Annotated in this window: 15 protein-coding genes and 4 pseudogenes; 12 read left to right on the top strand and 7 right to left on the bottom strand. The window is 53.9% G+C overall.

All coding sequences use genetic code 11. The annotated features are described in order from the left end of the window. Positions 1-68: 68 nt before the first annotated feature. The 7 genes and pseudogenes from KK102_RS22360 to KK102_RS05755 all read left to right on the top strand — a co-directional run. Positions 69-629: pseudogene (locus tag KK102_RS22360) on the top strand (contractile injection system protein, VgrG/Pvc8 family); the annotation flags it as partial. Positions 630-636: 7 nt separating this feature from the next. Then, positions 637-951, top strand: a pseudogene (locus tag KK102_RS22365) (type VI secretion system tip protein VgrG); the annotation flags it as partial. 81 nt (positions 952-1,032) lie between these two features. Beyond that, a complete protein-coding gene (locus KK102_RS05735; protein WP_216357158.1) occupies positions 1,033-5,109 on the top strand; it encodes an RHS element core protein in 4,077 nt (1,358 codons plus the stop codon). 21 nt (positions 5,110-5,130) lie between these two features. Next, positions 5,131-6,117: a tetratricopeptide repeat protein gene (locus tag KK102_RS05740; RefSeq protein WP_216357159.1), complete on the top strand. Its 987-nt coding sequence runs from the start codon at positions 5,131-5,133 to the stop codon at positions 6,115-6,117. Between the two features lie 80 nt (positions 6,118-6,197). Further along, positions 6,198-7,028 (top strand): annotated as a pseudogene (locus tag KK102_RS22210) (RHS repeat-associated core domain-containing protein); the annotation flags it as partial. A gap of 286 nt (positions 7,029-7,314) precedes the next feature. Next, positions 7,315-7,760, top strand: a pseudogene (locus KK102_RS05750) (RHS repeat-associated core domain-containing protein); the annotation flags it as partial. A 666-nt stretch (positions 7,761-8,426) separates the two neighbouring features. Next, positions 8,427-8,747 carry a sel1 repeat family protein gene (locus tag KK102_RS05755; protein ID WP_216357160.1) on the top strand — a complete coding sequence of 107 codons (321 nt, stop codon included), beginning with the start codon at positions 8,427-8,429 and terminating at the stop codon, positions 8,745-8,747. A 132-nt stretch (positions 8,748-8,879) separates the two neighbouring features. Here KK102_RS05755 and KK102_RS05760 read toward each other — a convergent pair whose 3' ends face one another. From KK102_RS05760 to mntR, 6 genes are all read right to left on the bottom strand, one after another. Next, the gene (locus KK102_RS05760; RefSeq protein WP_216357161.1) at positions 8,880-9,926 is read right to left on the bottom strand and encodes an aldo/keto reductase; all 1,047 of its coding nucleotides are present in this window, start codon (positions 9,924-9,926) and stop codon (positions 8,880-8,882) included. A 107-nt stretch (positions 9,927-10,033) separates the two neighbouring features. Beyond that, entirely contained in the window at positions 10,034-11,557 is a 1,524-nt protein-coding gene (locus KK102_RS05765; RefSeq protein WP_216357162.1) for an efflux transporter outer membrane subunit, read from the bottom strand. Next, positions 11,557-13,128, bottom strand: coding sequence for a DHA2 family efflux MFS transporter permease subunit (locus tag KK102_RS05770; RefSeq protein WP_120158399.1), 1,572 nt, complete (start codon positions 13,126-13,128; stop codon positions 11,557-11,559). The genes KK102_RS05765 and KK102_RS05770 overlap by 1 nt, the downstream gene beginning before the upstream one ends. Beyond that, a complete protein-coding gene (locus KK102_RS05775; RefSeq protein WP_216357163.1) occupies positions 13,125-14,219 on the bottom strand; it encodes an HlyD family secretion protein in 1,095 nt (364 codons plus the stop codon). The genes KK102_RS05770 and KK102_RS05775 overlap by 4 nt, the downstream gene beginning before the upstream one ends. A gap of 101 nt (positions 14,220-14,320) precedes the next feature. After that, positions 14,321-15,430: an anion transporter gene (locus KK102_RS05780; RefSeq protein WP_216357164.1), complete on the bottom strand. Its 1,110-nt coding sequence runs from the start codon at positions 15,428-15,430 to the stop codon at positions 14,321-14,323. Then, positions 15,427-15,900 (bottom strand): manganese-binding transcriptional regulator MntR, encoded by a 474-nt coding sequence (gene mntR / locus KK102_RS05785; protein ID WP_063449275.1) that lies wholly within the window; start codon positions 15,898-15,900, stop codon positions 15,427-15,429. Before mntR ends, KK102_RS05780 begins: the two co-directional genes overlap by 4 nt. A gap of 183 nt (positions 15,901-16,083) precedes the next feature. On the opposite strand from mntR, the gene mntS reads away from it, so the two are divergent. Together mntS and KK102_RS05795 are read left to right on the top strand one after the other, a co-directional pair. Continuing rightward, the gene (gene mntS, locus KK102_RS05790; RefSeq protein ID WP_042718971.1) at positions 16,084-16,212 is read left to right on the top strand and encodes a manganase accumulation protein MntS; all 129 of its coding nucleotides are present in this window, start codon (positions 16,084-16,086) and stop codon (positions 16,210-16,212) included. 279 nt (positions 16,213-16,491) lie between these two features. Next, on the top strand, positions 16,492-18,075 hold the full coding sequence (locus KK102_RS05795; RefSeq protein WP_216357165.1) for a phosphoethanolamine transferase: 1,584 nt from the start codon (positions 16,492-16,494) through the stop codon (positions 18,073-18,075). A 320-nt stretch (positions 18,076-18,395) separates the two neighbouring features. Here the strand turns inward: KK102_RS05795 and ompX are convergent, their stop codons facing one another. Beyond that, positions 18,396-18,914, bottom strand: coding sequence for an outer membrane protein OmpX (gene ompX / locus KK102_RS05800; protein WP_010428930.1), 519 nt, complete (start codon positions 18,912-18,914; stop codon positions 18,396-18,398). A 353-nt stretch (positions 18,915-19,267) separates the two neighbouring features. Here ompX and rhtA point away from each other — a divergent pair, with 353 nt between their 5' ends. From rhtA to glnH, 3 genes are all read left to right on the top strand, one after another. Next, on the top strand, positions 19,268-20,155 hold the full coding sequence (gene rhtA / locus KK102_RS05805) for a threonine/homoserine exporter RhtA (RefSeq protein ID WP_216357166.1): 888 nt from the start codon (positions 19,268-19,270) through the stop codon (positions 20,153-20,155). Between the two features lie 300 nt (positions 20,156-20,455). Continuing rightward, positions 20,456-20,959, top strand: coding sequence for a DNA starvation/stationary phase protection protein Dps (gene dps / locus KK102_RS05810; RefSeq protein ID WP_010428924.1), 504 nt, complete (start codon positions 20,456-20,458; stop codon positions 20,957-20,959). A 361-nt stretch (positions 20,960-21,320) separates the two neighbouring features. Then, positions 21,321-22,064 (top strand): glutamine ABC transporter substrate-binding protein GlnH, encoded by a 744-nt coding sequence (gene glnH / locus KK102_RS05815; protein WP_010428921.1) that lies wholly within the window; start codon positions 21,321-21,323, stop codon positions 22,062-22,064. Positions 22,065-22,149: the final 85 nt, after the last annotated feature.

A 22,149-nucleotide genomic window follows, 5' to 3' on the forward strand; every position in this document is an offset into this window, starting at 1 on the left:
GATAAACCCTGTTTCCTGTATGCAATCAGCGCTAAGGTGAGACCCGTTTAAATGACGGAGATGCCACTATGTCACTGAAGGGGCTACGCTTTACACTCAGTATCGACGGTCAGGAAGAGACTGCGCTGGCCGTGGTGGATTTCACCCTTTACCAGCAATACTCCCGTCCGTTCGTGATGGAAGTCCATGTTGCCAGCACCCTCTTCGGACTCACTGCTCCTGATTTCCTGGAAAAAAATACCGTTCTGACCCTCTGGCAGGGCAACACTCCACAGCGCTATATCAGCGGCATCGTCACTACCGTGGCCCCGGGCAGCAACGACGGCTGGCAGATGCATTATCACCTGACCCTCGCCCGACTACTCTGGCGCTGCGGACGGCGTCAGAATTTCCGTATCTTCCAGCAGCAGGATATTCAGGCCATTTCCTCCACCCTGCTTACGGAAAACGGCATCACCGACTGGACGCCCTGGTTTTATGACAATCATTCACCCCGTGAATTCTGCGTCCAGTACGGCGAATCAGACCCCGCCTTTCTGACGCGGCTCTGGGCTGAGGAAGGTATCTTCTTTTTTGACAAACACGCCCCGGACGGACCGGAGCAGACCCTGACCCTGTGCGATGAAGTTGATGCAGAATCAGTCGGTCACCGTCGGGCTGAATCAGACAGAAACCGTAGGCATTGTACGTGCGCTGTCGGTTGATGTGGCCTGTCAGACCACCGTGGGCGGGGTAATGAATACCTCCGTGGCGCTGGTGCAATCCTCACAGGTTGGCATGCAGAAATCCCTGCTGGTCGGTAAAGGGTAAGACGTCAGCATGGGTGAGAACGTCACCTTCTCGGTGGGCAAAACCCACAGGGAAAGCGCAGGTAAAGTGGCGGTTTACAGCGCCGGGGAACATCCTGAGCTGGTTTGTGGTCAGGCCAGACTGGTACTGACGCGCGGCGGCAAAAAATCCACCGGATACGCCGGAGCAGTGAAATTATTACCGAACCAGAGCATAAAAATTCATTAACAGAAGGAACTGAACATGAGCGGAAAACCGGCGGCCCGGATGGGGGATATGACAAAGTTCGGTGGCCCGATTGTGCAGGGCTCCATGGGGGTGATGATAGGTGCCCCCACCGGCGTGGCCTGCTCGGTGTGTCCCGGCGGCAGAACCTCAGGCAACCCGGTTAACCCGCTGCTGGGGGCCAAGGTCCTGCCCGGCGAGACCGATATCGCCCTGCCGGGGCCGCTGCCGTTTATCCTTTCCCGCTCATACAGCAGTTACCGGACCAGAACGCCCGCACCGGTGGGCCTGTTCGGCCCCGGCTGGAAAGCCCCCTTCGACATCCGTTTACAGCTTCGCGATGATGAACTGGTTATTAATGAAAGCGGCGGACGCAGCATTCACTTTGAGCCGCTGTTTCCCGGCGAGACGGCCTTCAGCCGCAGCGAGTCCCTCTGGCTGGCCCGGGGCGGCGTGGTCAGGCTGCACGAGAGTAATCCGCTGCACGTGCTTTGGCAGACCCTGCCGGAAGACCTGCGGTTAAGTCAGCACCTTTACCTGGCGACGAACAGCGCGCAGGGGCCGTGGTGGATACTCGGCTGGTCTGAACGTGTCCCTGACGCAGGGGAAGTCCTTCCCGCGCCACTACCGCCATACCGGATACTGACCGGGCTGGCCGACCGCTTCGGGCGCACGCTTGCGTTTCACCGCGATGTGGTCGGGGAACTCGCCGGCACTATTACCGCCGTGACCGACGGCGCAGGCAGGCGTTTCCGGCTGGTGCTGACCACGCAGGCGCAGCGGGCAGAGGCAGCGCGTCAGCAGGCGATTGCTTCCGGCGTCAGGGTGCCGGAATATCCACAGACGATGCCGGTCGCCGGCTACGGCGCAGACAGCGGCATTCGCCTGGAGGCGGTGTGGCTGACGCACGACCCGGAATACCCGGATGACCTTCCCGCGCTGCCGCTGGCGCGCTATACCTACACCCCGCGAGGCGAGCTGTCAGCGGTATACGACCGCGGTGATACCCGGGTGCGCAGTTTTACTTATGACGATAAGCACCCGGGGCGGATGACGGCGCACCGGCACGCAGGACGCCCGCAGACCACCTACAGCTATGACGCCTCCGGCCGGGTGGTGGCGCAGCATAACCCGGAGGGGCTGAGCTATCGCTACGAGTATGAGAAAAACGCCGTCATTATCACCGACAGCCTGAACCGCCGCGAGGTGCTCCATACCGTAGGCGAAGGTGGATTAAAGCGGGTTGTTCGGGAAGAAAAAGCCGACGGCAGTGCGGTGACGCGGGAATTTGACCCCGCAGGTCGCCTGGTGGCGATGACGGATGCGGCCGGGCGTAAAACCGAATACCGGCTGAATATCGGTTCCGGGAATGTGACGGAAATTGTCACGCCTGACGGCAGGTCGGTGCGGTTCAGCTACAACGACCAGCGCCAGCTCGTCTCCACCACCGGTACTGATGGCCTGCGCAGTCGGCAGGCGTTTGACAGTCAGGGCAGACTGACGCAGGAAACGTCCCGTCGCGGCAATATGACCCGCTGGTTTTATGACAGCCCGCTCAGCGAACTGCCTTCTGCCACTGAAGATGCCACCGGCAGCAAAAAACACATGACCTGGAGCCGCTACGGGCAGCTGCTGACCCTGACCGACTGCTCCGGCTACCAGACCCGCTATGAATACAACCGGTTCGGGCAGGTAACCGCCCTTCACCGGGAAGAAGGCCTCAGCCAGTACCGCACCTACGATGAACGGGGCAGGCTTATCCGCCTGCGCAATGCGCCGGGTCATGAAACCCGCTATGAATACAGCCTGGCGGGTGACCTCATCGCCGTCATTCATCCGGACGGCAGCAGGCAGACAACAGAGTACGATGTGGCCGGTCATCCGGTCAGTACCACCGACGGCGGCCTGACCCGGAAGATAGAATACGATGCCGCCGGGCGCGTCACCCGGCTGGTTAATGAGAACGGTGTCAGCACCACCTTTACTTACGACCTGCTGGACAGACTGACGCAGGAGACGGGCTTTGACGGCAGAACACAATGTTACCACTACAGCATCACCGGGCAGCTTGTCCGCAGCGAGGATGAAAGCCTCGTCATCCTGTGGCACTACGATGAATCGGACCGCCTGACGCATCGCACCATAAACGATGAACCGGCAGAGCAATGGCAGTACAACGAACACGGATGGCTGACGGAAATCAGCCATCTCAGCGACGGGCACCGCGTCGCCGTGCAGTATGGGTATGACAGGCAGGGCCGGATAAGCTTTGAGCGCCAGACGGTGCGGCATCCCGAAACGGGCGAACCACTGTGGCAGCACGTCACCGGACACGATTATCCGCAGGGGCGGGCAACCCGGACCACCCCTGACGGTCTCCCGCCAGTGGAATGGCTCATCTGGGGCTCCGGTTATATTGCCGGGCTGAAGCTGGGTGACACGCCCCTGATGGAGTTCACCCGCGACCGGCTGCACCGGGAGATACTGCGAACCGCAGGTGTATATGAACAACACACGGTTTACAGCCAGTCCGGACAGCTGGCGGGCCATACCTTCAGCAATCCGCAGCTGAACCGGGCGTATACCTGGAACGACAGCGGGCAGCTTATCCGCATCACTGGCGCATATCAGGAAGCGTACGATTATGACGATGCAGGTCGTCTCATCAGCGCCCGGCATCACGACCAGCGCCGGCGATATATCACCGACCCGGCAGGTAACCGGCTGGCAGACCGGGAACTGTACCCGGCGCTTCCCGCGCTGTGGCGGGATAACCGTATCAGTGAAGACGGCCAGTTCTTTTATCATTATGACGAACACGGCAGGCTGACGGAAAAGGATGAACGCAGCATCCGCGACGGCGGCAGCCACAGTCACCACTATCACTACGATAATCAGCACCGGCTGGTGCATTACCGCTGCGAACAACCGGGAATAGTACTGCAGGAAAGCCGCTACCTGTACGACCCTCTGGGGCGCCGCGTCGGTAAACGGGTGTGGACCGGAGAGAAAGGTCCTTCGCCGGAAGCCACGTGGTACGGCTGGGATGGCAACAGGCTGACCACCACGCAGACGGATACGCAGCGCATTCAGACGATATATATGCCGGGTAGCTTCACGCCGCTTGTCCGGATGGAAACACCGTGTGCTGAACTGGCGAAAGCCGCACGCCGCACGCTGGCAGAAAAGTTCCAGCAGGAGGCGAACGTGACCTTCCCGCCCGAACTGGTGGCGATGGTGGATAACCTGGAAGCGGAGCTTCAGCGCGGGAAACTCAGCGATGCAAACCGGGCATGGCTGGCACAGTGCGGGCTGACGCCGGAGCAGATACAAAACCAGATGGAGCCGGAATACACGCCGCGGAGGAAAATCCATCTGTACCACTGCGACCACCGGGGACTGCCGCTGGCGATGGTCAGCCATGAGGGGGCCACTGAATGGGAAGCGGAATATGATGCGTGGGGCAATGTGCTCCGTGAGACAAACCCGCATAATCTGGCGCAGCTCATCCGCCTGCCGGGGCAGCAGTACGATGAAGAAACGGGGCTGTATTATAACCGTCACCGGTATTACGACCCGCAGCAGGGACGGTATATTACGCAGGATCCGATAGGGTTGATGGGGGGATGGAATTTATATAAATACCCGTTAAATCCGGTTACAAACATAGACCCATTAGGCTTACAGGGGATTGGATCTTTTGGTAAAGGATACGCTGATTACTGTGGCGCTATAAATTCAGCTGTGACTCACCTATCTCCAGGAGATGCAGAAAATGTCAGACATAATATGGAGACAATGCATAACGTTTATAATCCATTATCTGAGTTTGTATTTGGGGTAAGCGTAGGAGCCCCTCTTATTAGTATGAGTGCTTTAGAGCTTGGAGCCGCCACATCAATCGAAGTTGTGGAAAGAGGTGCAGCCTGTGTCAATGATGTAGCGAATGCTCTGATTGTTGAAAAAGAAACCAATATAAAAAATCTAACTTTGTCATGCACGAAAGCTTTTTTAAATAAAGACTCTGATTTTTTTCAAGGAAAAGCATCAGATTTTCTTATCGACAGCTTGTTTTCCTACAACCAAAAACAGTGAACCATATATAAGAATCATACCATGAAAAAACATACTCCGTTGTATCTAGTGGTCTTCGGCATCACAGCAATTATAGTGATAATGTATCACTCCATTAATGCTAATTACAAGTCTACTCACGAAAATAAAAAAGCAGAGAATTTACTTAACTGCCAAAATATTAAAGAAATCGAAAAGCAAGCTAACCAAGGTAAAGCATCCGCACTTTCTGAACTAGGCTTTTGCTATGAAACGGGGCAAGGTGTAAGCATAAGTTATGAGAAATCATTTGCCCTTTACAGTGAGTCAGCAAAAAAAGGATATGGCATCGCACAGTTTAATATTGGCAATGCATACAGACATGGCAGAGGAGTAACCTTAGATTATCAAAAAGCAGTCGAGTGGTATCACAAAGCAGCCGAACAAAACGTTACAAGGGCACAGGTTGTCTTGGGCAACATGTATATAAATGGGCAAGGTGTAACAATGGACACCAATAAAGCTATCGAGTGGTATGCAAAGGCAGCTGAATATAAAGATACTGCAGCAATGAATAACTTAGGGAATATATATAGCGATGGGATTGGCATCCCGATTGATAATAAACGAGCCGAAGATTGGTATCTGAAAGCCGTTAAACTCGGCTCTATGAGTGCAAGAAATTCGCTGGGGGTTTTTTATGGAAGAGGTTTGGGACGACATCCTGACGATCAGGATAAAGCTTTACAACTAGTTGAAGCATCAGCATGTCAGGGATATGTTCCTGCGCAGATTAATCTTGGTTCATTTTATACTGAAAATGATGGTGAAGCGCCAGTAGATTATAAAAAAGCCTATGCATGGAATTATGTTGCTTTTATTAATGGCTCGGAAAATGCTAAAAGTGAACTTAACTTGCTTACCCAGAAAATGAATAGTACAGAGCTCATTGATGCAAAAAAATTGGCAGCAGAGTATAGTCAAAAATATCGGTCTTCACCAATTGATAATGACACCTACAAATCTCAAACAGAATGTCTCTATCCATGATTAAAAGGATAGATTTAAATTAGATGAGTCTGCCCCCGGCTATAACTATGGCTGGCGTTTGTCAGTCATGATGAAAACATGAATGGGAAGCGGAATATGATGCGTGGGCTAATATGCTCCGTGAGACAAACCCGCATAATCTTGCGCAGCTCATCCGCCTGCCGGGGCAGCAGTACGATGAAGAAACGGGGCTGTATTATAACCGTCACCGGTATTACGACCCGCAGCAGGGTCGGTATATTACGCAGGATCCGATAGGGCTGGAAGGTGGATTAAACCCGTATATATACCCGTTAAATCCGGCTACAGAGATAGACCCTTTGGGGCTATCTGCATACATGGGATTTGGTTCAGGATTTAATAATTATGTGCAGGCAGCAGGCTCATTAGGTATCTCAATGACGGAGCAGGGGGCATCCCCCGAAGGTCTTTCTGCTGCATTTAAACATATGGCGGAAGGTGATTTACCGAAGCAGGCAAGACAATTTATAGAAGGCTGGATATATGGTTCCGCTTCCTATGCATCCGTGATTGCTGTTGCATGCCTCTCCACCCCCTTAGCTGTGTCTGGTGCTTTAACTGGTGGAGCTAATGCCTTAAATCAAATATGGAATGGCGGAGATTTTAGCTTCAGTGACACATATGTCGCAACTAATGTGGGGATTCTGACCGAAGGCCGTGGTTTGGTAGCGACGACAGGTATAAATATTGCCGGGTATTCAATCAGTAATTTGATTAAAGGAACAGCTCAGACAGTTGAAGGCGTTGTCTCAACAATCTTGGGGACAATGACTGGATTTGGTACGACAAAAGGGTTGGGTACAACTGTTGGTAATAACATTGCAACAGGAGTTGGAGCCGTTGTAACCGAAGCGACTACAAGTAGAGCTAATGAGAAACTTAATGAATAACAAAGTGAATAATAAAAAACATGAAACTGTTCCTGATGTCAATACTCAGATGTTGTACTGCTTTCATAGTCGCGGTCTATTTAGCATTGCAAGGAATTTCATTTTTTTACGGACTGAAGCATGGGATATTTCACTTTGATTTACTTGGTGATCTTATCTACTCTTTCAAAAAAGGTATTTTTTTTGGCATAATTTATGGTGTCGGTGATTTGGCAATGCGAAAAGTAAAAAAAATTGATGAGGATAAAAATAAAGATAAGTAGGCTATATGATGCCTAAAGTGGTGTGGCTGGCGCAGTGCAGGTTAACGCCGGAGCAGATGAAGAACCAGATGGAGCCGGAATACACGCCGCTGCGTAGAATCCACCTGTACCACTGCGATCACCGGGGACTGTTATTACCCCGGACAACACGGTGGTGTGGCGCGGGGAGTATGATGAATGGGGAAACCTGTCGGGCGAGGAAAACCCTGAGTACCTGAAGCAGGTGATACGCCTGCCGGGGCAGCAGTACGATGAAGAAACGGGGCTGTATTATAACCGTCACCGGTATTACGACCCGCAGCAGGGACGGTATATTACGCAGGATCCGATAGGGCTGAAGGGGGGATAGAATTCCTATACATACCCACTCTATCCTGTGTCAGAAATAGATCCGTTAGGGTTATCAGGTTGGGATTCTTTAGGCAATGGGGGCTTAAGTAAGTATGTCAACATGCTGGTTCGACAGTAACTTATCTACCGTTTGAAGAAGCTATAGAAGTGATACATTACATAGAAACTATGCATAACGTATATAATCCTCTGTCTGAATAAGTACTTGGCATATCTGTCGGTTCAGCTGTAACCGGTATAGCTGGCACAACTTTTGGAATGGAAACTGTATACCAGGCTGAACCTTTAATAAAAGATGGTGAAATAGCCCCTAAAATTTAGTGTTAACCCGTGGGGAATCCTTTATAAATGAAGGAAGTTTTAGTTTTCAAAATAAGGTAAAAGACTATCTTGTCGATGTTCTTTCCTTCTATAAATAAAAGCAGTAACCACTAATTATTAACAACCAAGAGAGTGTGTGTAAAATGAGAAAGAATATACCTACAATAATTCTTATAGTAACTGTAGTAATTGGATTTACATCTTATTATGCAAATAACCATTTTAAAAATAACGAATAAGAATGATGACATTGCAAATCTAACAAAGCTAGCAGGTATAATAAGGCAGCACAACAAAACTATGCACCAGCACAATTTAATATGGGACTCTTCTATGAAAGTGGTTTGGCCGGAATTAAAGACATCAAACTGGCAAGAAGTTATTATTTTAAAGCAGAAAAAGGAGGCTTTACAAACGCACAGATAAATTCAGAAACCCATTTACTCTATTTTATGCAAAATGATTGAATAATCTCCTTATTGATAAAGAAAAGTCTTTTAAGTTATTGAATATTTCCGCTTACCAGGGATATGCGGTAGCACAAAATAATCCAGGAATATTATATTCTGATGAAACGAATGGACTCTCCAAAGATTATGTTTGGTTCTCAGTGGCATTTCACAATGGCTTTAAAGAGGCTGATATTTCACGGGGAATAATCATGGATAGATTAAAATATTGGGAAATTGAAAAAGCTAAGAAACTTTATATTCAATATATAAAAAAATATCCTGCAATTCTTAATGCGGATGGTACAGATAAAGAGTGTGACTCAGGGAAATGATGCCAGTGTTATTCAGGTATGCGACAAAGCAAACAATTTTTATCTATTACAAAATAAGAAAAAAACAATGGTAAAACTAAACGTAAAGATGATAAACCGGAACAACAAAGCAGTTCCGGCTATCAAAACGAATTAAATACTCTGCTGTGTTAATTGATTGCGACGATATTCTCCCTGCCGCACCAGCATCCAGCCGGGATATTCGCGCGGCAGCGCGCTCACCGCATCCAGCTGCTTAAGCTCGTCTTCGCTTAAGCGGATCCCGGTCGCGGCAATATTGTCGTCCAGCTGTTCAACGCGTTTCGCCCCAATAATCACGCTGGTTACCGCTTTCTGGTGCAGCAGCCACGCCAGCGCGATTTGCGCGACGGAGACGCCCTTGCTTTCGGCGATAGTGCGCATCACGTCCACGCAGTCGAAGGCGCGATCTTTATCCACCGGCGGGAAGTCGAACTCCAGACGGCGACCGCCGGTTTCGCTCGTCCCGTCGCGACCATATTTTCCGCTCAGCAGACCGCCCGCCAGCGGGCTCCAGACCATCAGCCCAACGCCTTCGCTCTGCATCATCGGCACCAGCTCACGCTCCAGATCGCGCCCGGCGATGGTGTAGTACGCCTGCAATGACGCAAAACGCGCCAGCCCAAGACGCTCCGAAATGCCCAGCGCTTTAGCAATCTGCCACGCCGCCCAGTTGGAAACGCCGATGTAGCGCACGTGGCCATGCTGCACCAGGTTATCCAGCGCGTAGAGCGTCTCTTCGATCGGTGTTGCGGGGTCAAAGCCGTGAAGCTGGTAGAGATCGATATGATCGAGCTGCAAGCGGCGCAGGCTCTCCTTCACGCTGCTGATGATGTGATAGCGCGAGCTGCCGCGCGAGTTCACCCCGGCGGTGCCCGTTTCGCCAAACACCTTGGTGGCCACCACTACATTTTCGCGCGGAACGTTCAGGTTTTTCAGCGCCTGCCCGAGTATCGTCTCCGAACGCCCTTCCGAATAGACGTCGGCGGTATCGATGAAGTTGATGCCCGCGTCCAGCGCGCGGCCCACCAGCTGCTCGGCTTCGTTTTGCTTAAGCTGACCAATCTTGCCCCACATGCCGTCTTCACCGCCGAAGGTCATGGTGCCGAGGCACAGTTCAGAAACAAACAGTCCGGTGTTGCCCAGTTTTTGATAACGCATAAGATAATCCTCGCATGTCGTTTAAGGGGTACCCGATAGTTATACCCGCCCCTCAGCGATCGCGAATGTGGCGTTCCTGTCCGTTTCTTGCCCAATCCTCTGAATATTTATCCGCGCGGGGCGTCGCCAAAGACATTGTAGTCCGGTAATTGCACCTGCTGATACGGCTCCCAGCCGCCGCCGAGCGCCTTGTAGAGCGCCACCAGATCGAGCGCGCTCTGCACCTGCGCCTGTGCGCGCTGCTGCTGGGCCTGCGCCAGCTGTCGCTGGGCGTCCAGCACGTCGATAAAGCTGGCGATCCCCTGGCGGTAGCTGTCGCTCGCTAAATCAAAGGCGTTTTGCAGGGCGTCAATCGTTTTTGCGAGACCCGCTTCACGCTGCTGGTCGGTGCGATAGCTCACCAGCGCGTTTTCCACATCACCGAGCGCGGTGAGCACCGTCTGGCGATAGTCCAGCACCGCCGCACCCTGCTGCGCGCGCGCCACCTTCACGCTGGAGACCAGCCGACCGCCCTGGAAGATGGGAATGGAGACCTGCGGGCCAAAGCTGTAGAAGTGGCTGCTCCAGTCGGTCAGCCAGTTGGTTTCGCTGTTGCGCAGGCCAAACTGCCCGGAGAGGGTAAAGCTCGGGAACAGCTCCGCCACCGAGACGCCGATTTGCGCCGTGGCGGCGTGAAGGTTTGCCTCCGCTTCGCGCACGTCAGGACGGCGGCGCGCCAGCGTCGACGGAATGCCCGTTTGCACAATATCCGGCAGCGCGGGCATCGGCTGCACGCTCTGCAGTTCCGCATCCAGCGCCCCCGGCGGCTTGCCGAGCAGGATCGCCAGGCCGTTCATCGCCTGCCGCGCCTGCGCCTGGTACTGCGGCAGCTGCGCTTCAAGATTCCCCAGCTGCGCCCGGGCGTTTTCCACATCCATCTGCGGCGACAGCCCGCCCCGCTGGCGGCTTTCGGTCAGATCCAGCGTCTGCTGCGCGCTCGCAATCTGGGTGTTCAGCGTGGCGATAACGCTCTGCGCCCCGCGCAGCTGGAGCCACGCCCGGGCCACTTCCGCCTCCAGCGACACCAGCGCGTCGTTACGCTGCTCGATAGCGGCTTTCTGCTGCGCCTCCGCCGCCTCCACCTGACGGCGCACCTTGCCCCACAGGTCGATTTCCCACTGGGCGTCGAAGCTGCCCTGGTAGAGATTGATCGGCTGCGTCAGCGGCCCCAGCGCGCCTCTGAGTTCAGGATCGACGTTATCCAGCTGGTCGTACACGCCGTGGGATTTTAGCTCCCCTTCCAGCCCGAGCTGCTGGCGCGTCGCCTGCAGATTGCCGTTCACCGACGGGTAAAACGCTCCGCCCGCCTGGTTAATCTGCTCACGCGCTCCCGCGATACGCAGCACCGTTTGCTGCAGCGTCAGGTTTCCGGCGATGGCGCGTTCAACCAGACTGTCGAGCTGCGCCGAGCCAAAGGTCTTCCACCAGCGCGGGTTGGTCGCGGCGGAGGTCGTCTGCGATTTCACCCCGCTGTCGCCCTTATCGTTCCAGTGCGTGACGGCGGGCGGTGCGGGCTGCTGGTAGTCCGGCCCGACGGCGCAGCCCACCAGCAGCATCATTATCATCACGGGGTGTAAACGTCTGTGTATCATCAATGTGCTCCTGCACTCCCCTCGCTCTTAACCGGCGAGAGCAACAAACAAAATGGGATCAGTAAAAAGGCCACCGCGCTCAGGAGGGTGAAGACGTCGATGTAGGCCAAAAAGCGCGACTGCTCGATCATGGTCTGGTACATGCGTCCGGTGGCAATGCCCGTCGGGTCGCCCACCTGGGTGGTGAAGTTTTGAATCGCCTGGGCGCTTTCGCGAATCGCCAGCTGGAACTGTTCGTTGAACGGCGAAGCGTGGTACGCCAGATGGGCGCTGTGCGCCTGCGCGCGTTCGGTAATCGCCGCCGTCGAGAGCGAAATCCCAATCGATCCCGCGACGTTGCGGAACATGGTGAACAGCGCCGCCGCGTCGGCGTTGAGCCGCCTCGGTATTGAGATAAAGGCGATGGTGGTCAGCGGCACAAACAGGAATCCCAGCCCAATCGACTGCGCGCTGCGGAACAGCACCAGCGTTTCAAAGTCGATATCCGGCGTCAGCGTGCGCGACCAGAAGAACGACACCGCCAGACAGGTAAAGCCAAAGGCGATGATCCAGCGCGTCTGCACCACGGGCATCAACTTCAGCACCAGCGGGATGGTTAACACGATCAGCACCGCGCCGGGCGACAGCACCAGCCCGGACCAGGTGGCGGTATAGCCCAGATCCTGCTGCGCCAGCTGCGGGATCACTACCGAGCTGCCGTAGAGGATCATCGCCATCCCCGCCATCAGCAGGCTGGAGATGGCAAAGTTGCGGTCCTTCATGCAGTGCAGATCCACCACCGGCTTTTTGGCATACAGCAGCCAGTAAATCGCGCCGATAATGCCGATAAGCGTCAGCACCGCGAAGGTGCGGATAAAGTTCGAGTAGAACCAGTCGTCATCCTCGCCCCGGTCAAGCATCACCTGCAGGCAGCCGAGGCCGAGAGCGATCAGGCCGATCCCCGTCCAGTCAACGGAGAGCTTCTCTTTAGACTTGCTCTCCCACGGCGGATCTTCCAGCAGCTGGTAGATCGCCAGCACCGTGACAATCCCCACCGGGATGTTGATAAAGAACACCCAGCGCCAGGAGTAGTTATCGGTGATCCAGCCGCCCAGGGTTGGCCCGAGGACCGGCGCAACGATAATGGCGATGGACGAGAGGCCAAAGGCTTTGCCCCTGTCCTCCGGCTTGAAGTAATCGAGCAGCACCGACTGCTGCGTCGGCTGCAAACCGCCGCCAAAGAAGCCCTGCATCACGCGGAAGAGGATGATCTGCCACAGCTCGGTGGCGATGCCGCACAGAAACGAGCAGATGGTGAACATCACAATACAGATTAAGAAGAACTGCTTGCGGCCAAACAGGCGACTGAGGAAGGCAGAGATGGGCAGCACGATGCCGTTCGCCACCAGGTAGCTGGTCAGTACCCAGGTGGATTCGTCATAGCTGGCCGAGAGCGACCCGGCCACGTGCGGCAGCGCCACGTTGACGATGGTGGTGTCCAGAATTTCCATAAACACCGCGAGGGTGACGACGATTGCCACCGCCCACGGGTTGCTGGCGGGCTTCCAGCTATCGTGGCTGTGGTCCGTCATTCCACCGTCACCTTCGGTTCAACCGACAGCCCCAGCGGCAGCGGCCTGTTCGGATCCAGCCCCTTATCAATCACGATTTTCACCGGCACGCGCTGGACGATCTTCACAAAGTTGCCGGTGGCGTTCTCTGACGGGAATGCGGAGAAGCGGGAGCCGCTGCCCTGCTGAATGCTGTCGATATGGCCTTCGAGTTCCATATCCGGCCAGGCATCGACCGAAACCGTTACCTTGTTGCCCGGCTTCATGCGTTCAAGCTGCGACTCTTTGAAGTTCGCCACCACCCACACGTTTGGGGAGACCAGCGAGAACAGCGCCGTTCCCGCCTGCACCAGCGTGCCGGGCTGTACGTTGCGTTTGGTGACGAAGCCGTCGAACGGGGCGCGGACTTCGGTGTAAGAGAGGTTCAGGTTCGCGGTTTCCAGCTGCGCTTTGGCCTGATCGACCTGACGCTCGCGGGCTTCAACGTTGGTTTCCTGCTGGCGAATCTGCAGCTGTACCTGCTCCGCCACTTCCAGCTGCGCCTGGGCGCTGGCCAGTCCGGCCTGTGCGCTGCGCAGCTGAGCGTTCGCGGAATCGATACTTTGCTGGGTGGTCGCACGCGGGTCAACGCCGCGCTGACGGCGGTACTCCGCCTGGGCGTTCGCCATATCGGCCTGCGCTTTTAGCACCTGCGCTTTGGCTTCGTCACGCTGGGCGGGATATTGCACCTTCGAGAGCGCCAGCTGTGCCTGCGCCTGGTGGAGCTGAGCAAGCGCCAGCCCAAGCTGCGCCCGGGCCTGATCGCGCTGGGCCGTGGTATCGCGAGGATCGATAACCACCAGCAGATCCCCTTTCTTCACGCGCTGGTTGTCGCGCACGCGAAGCTCGGTGACGTATCCCGCGGTTTTGGGGGCAATGGTCACCACGTCGCCGTCGGTAAAGGCGTCGTCGGTCGTCTCTTCGTTACGGGTTAAAAACCACCAGACCAGCGCCACGACCACCATCACCACCACGACAACGCCGAGGATAATTAACGGTTTTTTGCCCGGGCGCTTACGCGCATTATTGTTGTTTTCCTGCTCGTCAGCAGGCGGGTTTTGATCTTCAGCCATAGGTCAGCAACGGTCCTGTCAGTGAGCGGCATCACACTATGCCGTTCACTAAAGCTAGGACGTTGCTATACATTTGCCAGGATAAACTGACAAATAGCGCACTATATGAGAAGGAATAGTCCGAAACCGATCGCGGCGGCCCACATCAGCATCGGGACCGACCATAAATGGAAGCGCCACCAGATGCGGCGGTCGTTGGCCATGCGCAGGGCAATCAGGTTGGCAAGGGAGCCGGGGAGTAGCCCAAACCCGCCGATGTTTACCGCCCAGGCCAGAAGGGTGTCAGGCGGAACATAGTTGAGCAGCAGAATGGTCGACGGTACGTTGCTGATAAACTGCGACAGGCCAATCGCCGTCAGCCACAGTCCCGGCTGCGACAGGCCGCTGACGCCGTGAAGCACGTTTTGCAGTGCAGGAAGCTGGATGAGCAGATAGACATCGATAAACATCGCCATGAAGACCAGCAGCAGCGTCCAGTCGACGCTCACCAGCACCCGCCGCGCCAGCACTAAAAACCCGGCGGCAACGATCAGCACGCCCGCCAGCTCCGCCTTCATCTCCAGCGCGACCAAAAAGACGATATACAACGCCAGACAGCTCCAGACCAGACGGGGCTGCCACTGCGGGCCCGTCGTGCCGCTGTGGTACTGCAGTTTTTTATCCGGGAAGGCAAACCAGCAGACCGCCAGCAGGGAAAGCATCATCACCACCGCCAGCGGGGCCATCTGCCAGGTAAAGGCGGCAAACGACAGGCCCGAACGGCCCCAGAGCAGAATATTTTGTGGGTTCCCGATAGGCGTCAACAGCGAGCCAGCGTTCACGGCTAACGCTTCAAAGATAATCAGACGGCTGACCGGGATTTCACAGAGCTTACGCAGCGTGAGCGTGAGCGGCACGATGATAAACAGTGCGACATCGTTGGTCAGAAACGTCGACAGCACCGCTGCGGAAAAGACCATGAACAGGGACAGCCGGCGCTCTGTGGCAAAACGGCGCACCATTTTGCGTCCCAGCACGTCAAAGTAACCGCTCAGCTCGACCCCTTTGGTGAGCATCATTAAGCCGCTCAGGGTAATAATCGTGCGCCAGTCAATGGCCGCAGGCCAGGCGTGAGGGGTAAAGGGGACAAAGAGGCTTAAGCCTGCCCCAATAATCAGTAAGAGATGAAAGAAACGGTCACGCGTCAGGGCTTGCAGGCCGGGGATGTTCATTCAGCAGAAGGACCATATTTGAGTGTAAATTCACGGAACTTCACCAGCGTTTCTTCACTGACGTGGTGCTCCATCCCTTCCGCATCCCGGCGGGCAATATCCGGGCTGACGCCCAGCACCAGTAAAAAGTTCTCCACGATCTGATGACGCTCGCGGCTCTCCTGCGCCAGCTTTTCGCCTTCTGCCGTCAGGAACACGCCGCGCCACGGGATCATCTCGATCAAGCCCACTGACGCCAGACGTTTTAACATTTTGGCTACCGTTGGCTGGGAAACGCCCAGCCGCGCGGCCATATCGACCTGACGTGCTTCGCCAACCTCACGAATCAAATCGGAGATCAGTTCCACATAGTCATCAATCAGCTCCCGGCGATGCGCTTCACGCACCTGACGGAACCCTTCTACGTGCTCTTCAACATTCACCAGTTGCGTCGTTTTTTTTGTAGTTGGCTTACCTGCACGACGGTTCATTGTGCTTCCTCAATGGGGGTGACGCTTCCAGCGTCCTGTAACGGAGCGCACATTGTAAACCATAGCTCTACAAGCACAAAAATTTAACGAATTAGCCATAGCTATACAATATAGCCTGTGCTATATCTGTATGTAATGCAGTCACCCTTCACGGATCGAAGGGATCAGAAATCAGGAGGTCACATGAATGAATTCAAGAGGTGTATGAACGTGTTTACCCACTCTCCTTTTAAAGTGCGCTTAATGCTGTTGAACATGCTGTGCGATATGTTTAACAACAAACCGCAGCAGGATGACAAATCTTCTCACTAAGCGGCGTCGCGGTACGCCGCTTCATTTTTCCGTCACAACCCCCCTGTAAACTGGCCTCTGGCCGCCTTAATCCCGATCTTTTTTACGGATTTGCAGTCTCCCTCGCAAAACATCTGTTTAGCAACTGTTGACCTTATTTCACGCCCGCACTATCTTCTTGCAGCCCTGCACCATTTGCGGCTCGCTGAAGCGGACCCTCATTCCCTCTCCACGCACTGTCAGGCAGGCTTTGACCCTTGGCGCCAGGGTGAGCACATGGCGTTTTCATGATAGTGATCTATGAACTTAACCCTGAAAGAAACACTTGTTACCCGCAGCCGGGCCTTAAGCCCGTGGACGGGATTCTACTTTCTGCAATCGCTGCTGATTAACTTTGCGCTTGGCTACCCGTTTAGCCTGCTCTACGCCGTGGCGTTTACCTGCGTGCTCCACGTGCTGTGGCGGAGTGCGCCGCGCGTGCAGAAAGCGTTGATCGGGGTCTGTTCGCTGGTTGCTGCGATGTATTTCCCGTTTGGCCAGGCCTATGGCGCGCCAAACTTCAATACCCTGCTGGCGCTGCACTCGACCAATATGGAAGAGTCGACGGAGATCCTGACGATCTTCCCGTGGTACAGCTACGTGGTCGGGCTCTTTATCTTCGCTTTGGGCGTTATCGCCATCCGCCGTCAGTCAGGCGAGAAAAAATCCTGGGGCAAGATCGAAATATTCTGTCTGGTGTTCAGCATTGCCGTGGCGTTTGTCGCCCCCATCCAGAATATTCCCTGGGACGGTAAGCTAAGGCTTATCAATATCGGCTATCCGGTTTTCCGCTTCGTGAAAGACGTCGTGGTTAATAATAAAGAGGTTCTCGACGAGCAGGCGCGTATGGCTGAACTCTCCACCATGAAAGACACCTGGAACGTGCTGGCCGTGAAGCCTAAGTACCATACCTACGTGGTGGTGATTGGCGAAAGTGCGCGCCGCGATGCGCTCGGTGCTTTTGGCGGTCACTGGGATAACACCCCGTTTGCCAGTTCGGTTAACGGTGTCCTGTTTACCGATTACGTCGCTGCCAGCGGCTCGACGCAGAAATCACTCGGCCTGACCCTGAACCGTGTGGTCGACGGCAAACCGCAGTATCAGGATAACGTTGTCACGCTGGCAAACCGCGCGGGCTTCCAGACGTGGTGGTTCTCCAACCAGGGGCAAATTGGCGAATACGATACCGCCATCGCCAGTATTGCGAAGCGTGCCGATGAGGTTCAGTTCCTGAAAAGCGGTGATTTTGAAGCCGACAAAAACACGAAAGATGAAGCACTGCTGAAAATGACCGCACAGGTCTTTGCTACTCAGCGCGCCCAGCCGCAGCTGATTGTTCTGCACCTGATGGGATCACATCCTCAGGCGTGCGATCGTACAAACGGAAAGTACACAGAGTTTGTGCAGTCCAAAGAGACCTCATGTTATCTCTACACCATGACGCAAACCGACGACCTGCTCAGCAAGCTCTATGCCCAGCTGCGCAATACGGGCGACAGTTTCTCGATGGTTTATTTCTCCGATCACGGGCTGGCGTTTAAAGAGCGCGGTAAAGAGGTGCAGTACCTGGCGCACGATGACAAGTTCCAGCAGAACTTCCAGGTGCCCTTTATGGTGCTGTCGAGTGACGACAAAAAGCATCGCATCATCAAAGCACGTCGTTCGGCGAATGATTTCCTGCAGTTCTTCTCACAGTGGACGGGGATTAAGGCCGAGCAGATAAAAAATGCTTACCCCTTTATCTCTAACAAGAAGGGCCCCCCAGTTTACGTTACCAACTTCAAGTTACAGAAAGTTGACTATAACCACCTGGGTACGGACATTTTTGATATTAAGAGTAAATAGCGGACTGACGCCCTCCCCCTGGCTCTCTCCTACAGAGCTGAGGCCTGCACGGACGACTCCCTCTCCCTTGAGGGAGAGGGCTGGGGTGAGGGGGAACATACGGCTCTGGTGGTCATTCCGTTCACTTTATGTTCCTTGCTACTCTTTAACGACATGGCTTGTGAACGTGCCAGGGTGTCGCTGTAATACATTAATTTTGCTGAAGAAACCTTCATCGCTTCAGGTAAAAAATTACTGGGATTTCTCAGCACACGGGAGAGGGATAAAGACAAAAAAAATCCGCCACAGTGGGCGGATTTTTTATTTAATCACCGAAGTGATTAGAAGCGGTAACCTACGCCCGCGATCCAGGTGCCAACGTCAACGTTGCGGATACGGCTCTGCTCATAGGAGAAGTCCAGAGCAACGTTTTCGATTGGGTTGAACTGCAGACCCGCGCCATAGGAGAAACCGTAGTCGCTGTTGCTTGCAGTGCGGTTCAGACCTTCGTTTTCGGTCTGCTGGAATTTACCGTAACCAACACCTACAACACCGTAGATGCTAGCCCAGTCGTTCAGGCGGTAAGCAGGACCAGCGGTGATGCCGTAGTACTGACCTTTGTTATAGGTGCCGTTTTCAGTGCGATCTTTCTCGGTGTAAGTGAAAGAACCGATCACGCCCAGCGGGTTGTTGTCTTGCTCGTAACGATACTTCAGGTTGAAACCGTTAGTTTTGTTCATCACGCCCTGCATATCGCTCTGAGCGTAACCACCGGTAACGGTAGAAGTAGCAGCTACAGCAGTACCTGCGGAAACAGCCAGAACTGCGGCCAGTGCTGAAAGACATGCAATTTTTTTCATAACCACCTCAAATGTGTTCAAGTAAGTCCGTAAGTTTTAAATATATCAAAAAATTTTGCGAAACTCTTTGTGATTCGTAATGTCTAACGAGGCCTTTCCTGTAACAGAACGTTTCCAGAATCAGCTATCTCATTCAAATTACGTTAAATTTTCGCCGCAAAATGGTCATAGTGCGCGTCATCGCCGTTACATTCATCCAGATTATTCCTAATCTGACAGGCGATAAAACCAGCAATGCTTATCTATTTTACGGATTTTCCCTGGTTTTTTTTCAACAGTAGCTCAACCGTGAGCGCATATTTCCATTACACTGCGGCTTTTACCCTATTTGACATAAATTGACAGGAGAAAGGATGCCAGGGTTATCCCGCACGTCATCGGTCTGGATGCCGGTCGCTGTAATACTGATCGCCATGTTGTCGATTCAGAGCGGCGCGTCGCTTGCAAAATCACTCTTCCCGCTGGTGGGCGCGCCGGGCGTTACGGCCCTGCGTATTGCATTAGGGACTGTGATCCTCGTGGTCATCTTTAAACCCTGGCGTCTGCGTTTCAAAAAAGAGCAGCGGCTGCCGCTTCTTTTATACGGGCTGGCGCTGGGCGCGATGAACTACATGTTTTACCTCTCAATCCAGACCATCCCACTGGGAATTGCCGTCGCGCTTGAATTTACGGGGCCGCTGGCGGTTGCCCTCTTCTCTTCACGTCGTCCGGTAGATTTCATCTGGGTCGTGTTAGCGGTTCTGGGGCTCTGGTTCCTGCTGCCGCTGGGTCAAAGCGTCGCGCAGATTGATCTGACGGGTGCCGCGCTCGCCCTCGGCGCGGGTGCCTGCTGGGCTGTCTATATCCTCACCGGCCAACGCGCCGGGGAGGAGCACGGCCCGGCCACGGTTGCGCTGGGCTCGCTAATTGCCGCCATCATCTTTGTCCCCCTCGGTATGGCGCAGGCCGCCGAATCCATATGGCAATGGTCCATTCTGCCCGTGGGGCTGGCGGTCGCTATTCTTTCTACGGCACTCCCCTATTCTCTGGAGATGATAGCCCTGACGCGTTTGCCGACGCGCATTTTCGGTACGCTAATGAGCATGGAGCCTGCGCTGGCGGCTATCTCGGGGATGGTCTTCCTCGGAGAAACGCTGACGTTTACCCAGACGCTGGCACTGTGCTCCATTATCGCGGCCTCTATGGGATCAACGCTGACAATGCGCCCTGAACCCAAAGTGAAGAAAGTTGACATCAATTAATGCTCTATATTCTGCATGGCTTTCTCGCCATGCAGAATATAGGCGCTTTCCACGTTTATCATATTTCGTTACATAAACTGTCATCGTCACGAAATAATCCACAGGGCTACGAACCGTACGTTCAGAATTAAGATTGATCTGTATCAATTTCATAAAAACCTATTATTTTCATCATGATACAAACTCAACATCCTTCTTGCTATTAAACCGATAGGCAGAGCCAAACCGCAGGAAAAAAATCCGGTGCTATACTTAGTTCCGTAATTACCTGGGACACAAACATCAAGAGGATATGAGATTATGAGTACCGCTAAACTGGTGAAAACGAAAGCGTCTAATCTGCTTTATACCCGTAACGATGTATCGGATAGCGACAAAAAGGCGACTATTGAGTTGCTGAATCGCCAGGTGATCCAGTTCATCGATCTTTCGCTGATCACCAAACAGGCCCACTGGAATATGCGCGGTGCAAACTTTATTGCCGTTCATGAAATGCTGGATGGCTTCCGCACAGCACTGGTTACCCACCTCGATACGATGGCCGAACGTGCCGTTCAGTTAGGCGGTGTAGCGCTGGGGACCACGCAGGTGATTAACAGCAAAACGCCACTGAAAAGCTATCCGCTGGATATCCATACCGTTCAGGATCACCTGAAAGAGCTGGCGGACCGTTATGCCATCGTCGCGAACGACGTGCGTAAAGCCATCGGCGAAGCGAAAGACGAAGACACGGCTGATATCTTCACCGCCGCCTCTCGCGACCTGGATCAATTCCTGTGGTTCATCGAATCTAACATCGAATAAGCCATATGAATTACCAATGACACCCTCGCCTCTGGCGGGGGTTTTGCACATTTATGGTGCACACTTTTGCACTGCACACCTGCAAAAGTGAATGAAATGTAATAATCACCTCACACAACCGTTAACGGAAGATTGTTTTTCCGTCAGAATCTGCGCTAAATATCACCTCGTCAGATACGCCAAAAGATGCGCACCAAAATGGTGCCTCACGCTGGTGCAACGCGACATCATTGCTCTATTTTTTGTGCAATGCGTGACATCATCCCCTTTGTAAAACAACAGCTTGTAAAGTTGGCACGATTTTTTCATGGTGCCTGTCGTTCTCGCAGGGGATCGCCCCGTGGTTATAAAAGGAAATGCTATGAAGTCTGTATTAAAAGTTTCACTGGCTGCACTTACCCTGGCTTTTGCAGTGTCCTCTCAGGCTGCCGACAAACTCGTTGTGGCGACCGACACGGCGTTCGTTCCGTTTGAATTCAAACAGGGTGACAAATACGTTGGTTTTGACGTGGATCTGTGGGCCGCGGTCGCAAAAGAACTCAAACTGGACTACACCCTGAAGCCGATGGACTTCAGCGGTATCATCCCTGCGCTGCAGACCAAAAACGTTGACCTGGCACTGGCGGGTATCACGATTACCGAAGAGCGTAAAAAAGCGATCGACTTCTCCGACGGCTACTACAAAAGCGGCCTGCTGGTGATGGTGAAAGCCGACAATAACGACGTAAAAAGCGTAAAAGATCTCGACGGTAAAGTGGTGGCAGTGAAGAGCGGTACGGGTTCCGTTGATTACGCGAAAGCGAATATCAAAACCAAAGATCTGCGCCAGTTCCCGAACATCGACAATGCCTACATGGAACTGGGTACCAACCGTGCTGACGCCGTTCTGCACGACACGCCTAACATCCTGTACTTCATCAAAACCGCGGGCAACGGCAAGTTCAAAGCGGTTGGCGATTCTCTGGAAGCACAGCAGTACGGTATCGCGTTCCCGAAAGGCAGCGACGACCTGCGCACGAAAGTTAACGGCGCGCTGAAAACCCTGAAAGAGAACGGCACCTATAACGAAATCTACAAAAAATGGTTCGGTACCGAGCCTAAATAATTTACCTGAATTCAGGTTTGTAACGCCCGGTGGCGCTCACGCTTACCGGGCCTACGTTTTTCGTTTTTTACCACGGTATACAGGA

The organism is Enterobacter quasimori, assembly GCF_018597345.1.
In the GTDB taxonomy this organism is placed as follows: domain Bacteria; phylum Pseudomonadota; class Gammaproteobacteria; order Enterobacterales; family Enterobacteriaceae; genus Enterobacter; species Enterobacter mori.

Bases quoted from the DNA above. Each gene is read 5' to 3' on its own strand.
- KK102_RS05735 (WP_216357158.1), top strand. From the start codon at position 1,033: ATGAGCGGAAAACCGGCGGCCCGGATGGGGGATATGACAAAGTTCGGT.
- KK102_RS05740 (WP_216357159.1), top strand. From the start codon at position 5,131: ATGAAAAAACATACTCCGTTGTATCTAGTGGTCTTCGGCATCACAGCA.
- KK102_RS05760 (WP_216357161.1), bottom strand. From the start codon at position 9,926: ATGCGTTATCAAAAACTGGGCAACACCGGACTGTTTGTTTCTGAACTG.
- KK102_RS05765 (WP_216357162.1), bottom strand. From the start codon at position 11,557: ATGATACACAGACGTTTACACCCCGTGATGATAATGATGCTGCTGGTG.
- KK102_RS05770 (WP_120158399.1), bottom strand. From the start codon at position 13,128: ATGACGGACCACAGCCACGATAGCTGGAAGCCCGCCAGCAACCCGTGG.
- KK102_RS05775 (WP_216357163.1), bottom strand. From the start codon at position 14,219: ATGGCTGAAGATCAAAACCCGCCTGCTGACGAGCAGGAAAACAACAAT.
- KK102_RS05780 (WP_216357164.1), bottom strand. From the start codon at position 15,430: ATGAACATCCCCGGCCTGCAAGCCCTGACGCGTGACCGTTTCTTTCAT.
- mntR (WP_063449275.1), bottom strand. From the start codon at position 15,900: ATGAACCGTCGTGCAGGTAAGCCAACTACAAAAAAAACGACGCAACTG.
- mntS (WP_042718971.1), top strand. From the start codon at position 16,084: ATGAATGAATTCAAGAGGTGTATGAACGTGTTTACCCACTCTCCTTTT.
- KK102_RS05795 (WP_216357165.1), top strand. From the start codon at position 16,492: ATGAACTTAACCCTGAAAGAAACACTTGTTACCCGCAGCCGGGCCTTA.
- ompX (WP_010428930.1), bottom strand. From the start codon at position 18,914: ATGAAAAAAATTGCATGTCTTTCAGCACTGGCCGCAGTTCTGGCTGTT.
- rhtA (WP_216357166.1), top strand. From the start codon at position 19,268: ATGCCAGGGTTATCCCGCACGTCATCGGTCTGGATGCCGGTCGCTGTA.
- dps (WP_010428924.1), top strand. From the start codon at position 20,456: ATGAGTACCGCTAAACTGGTGAAAACGAAAGCGTCTAATCTGCTTTAT.
- glnH (WP_010428921.1), top strand. From the start codon at position 21,321: ATGAAGTCTGTATTAAAAGTTTCACTGGCTGCACTTACCCTGGCTTTT.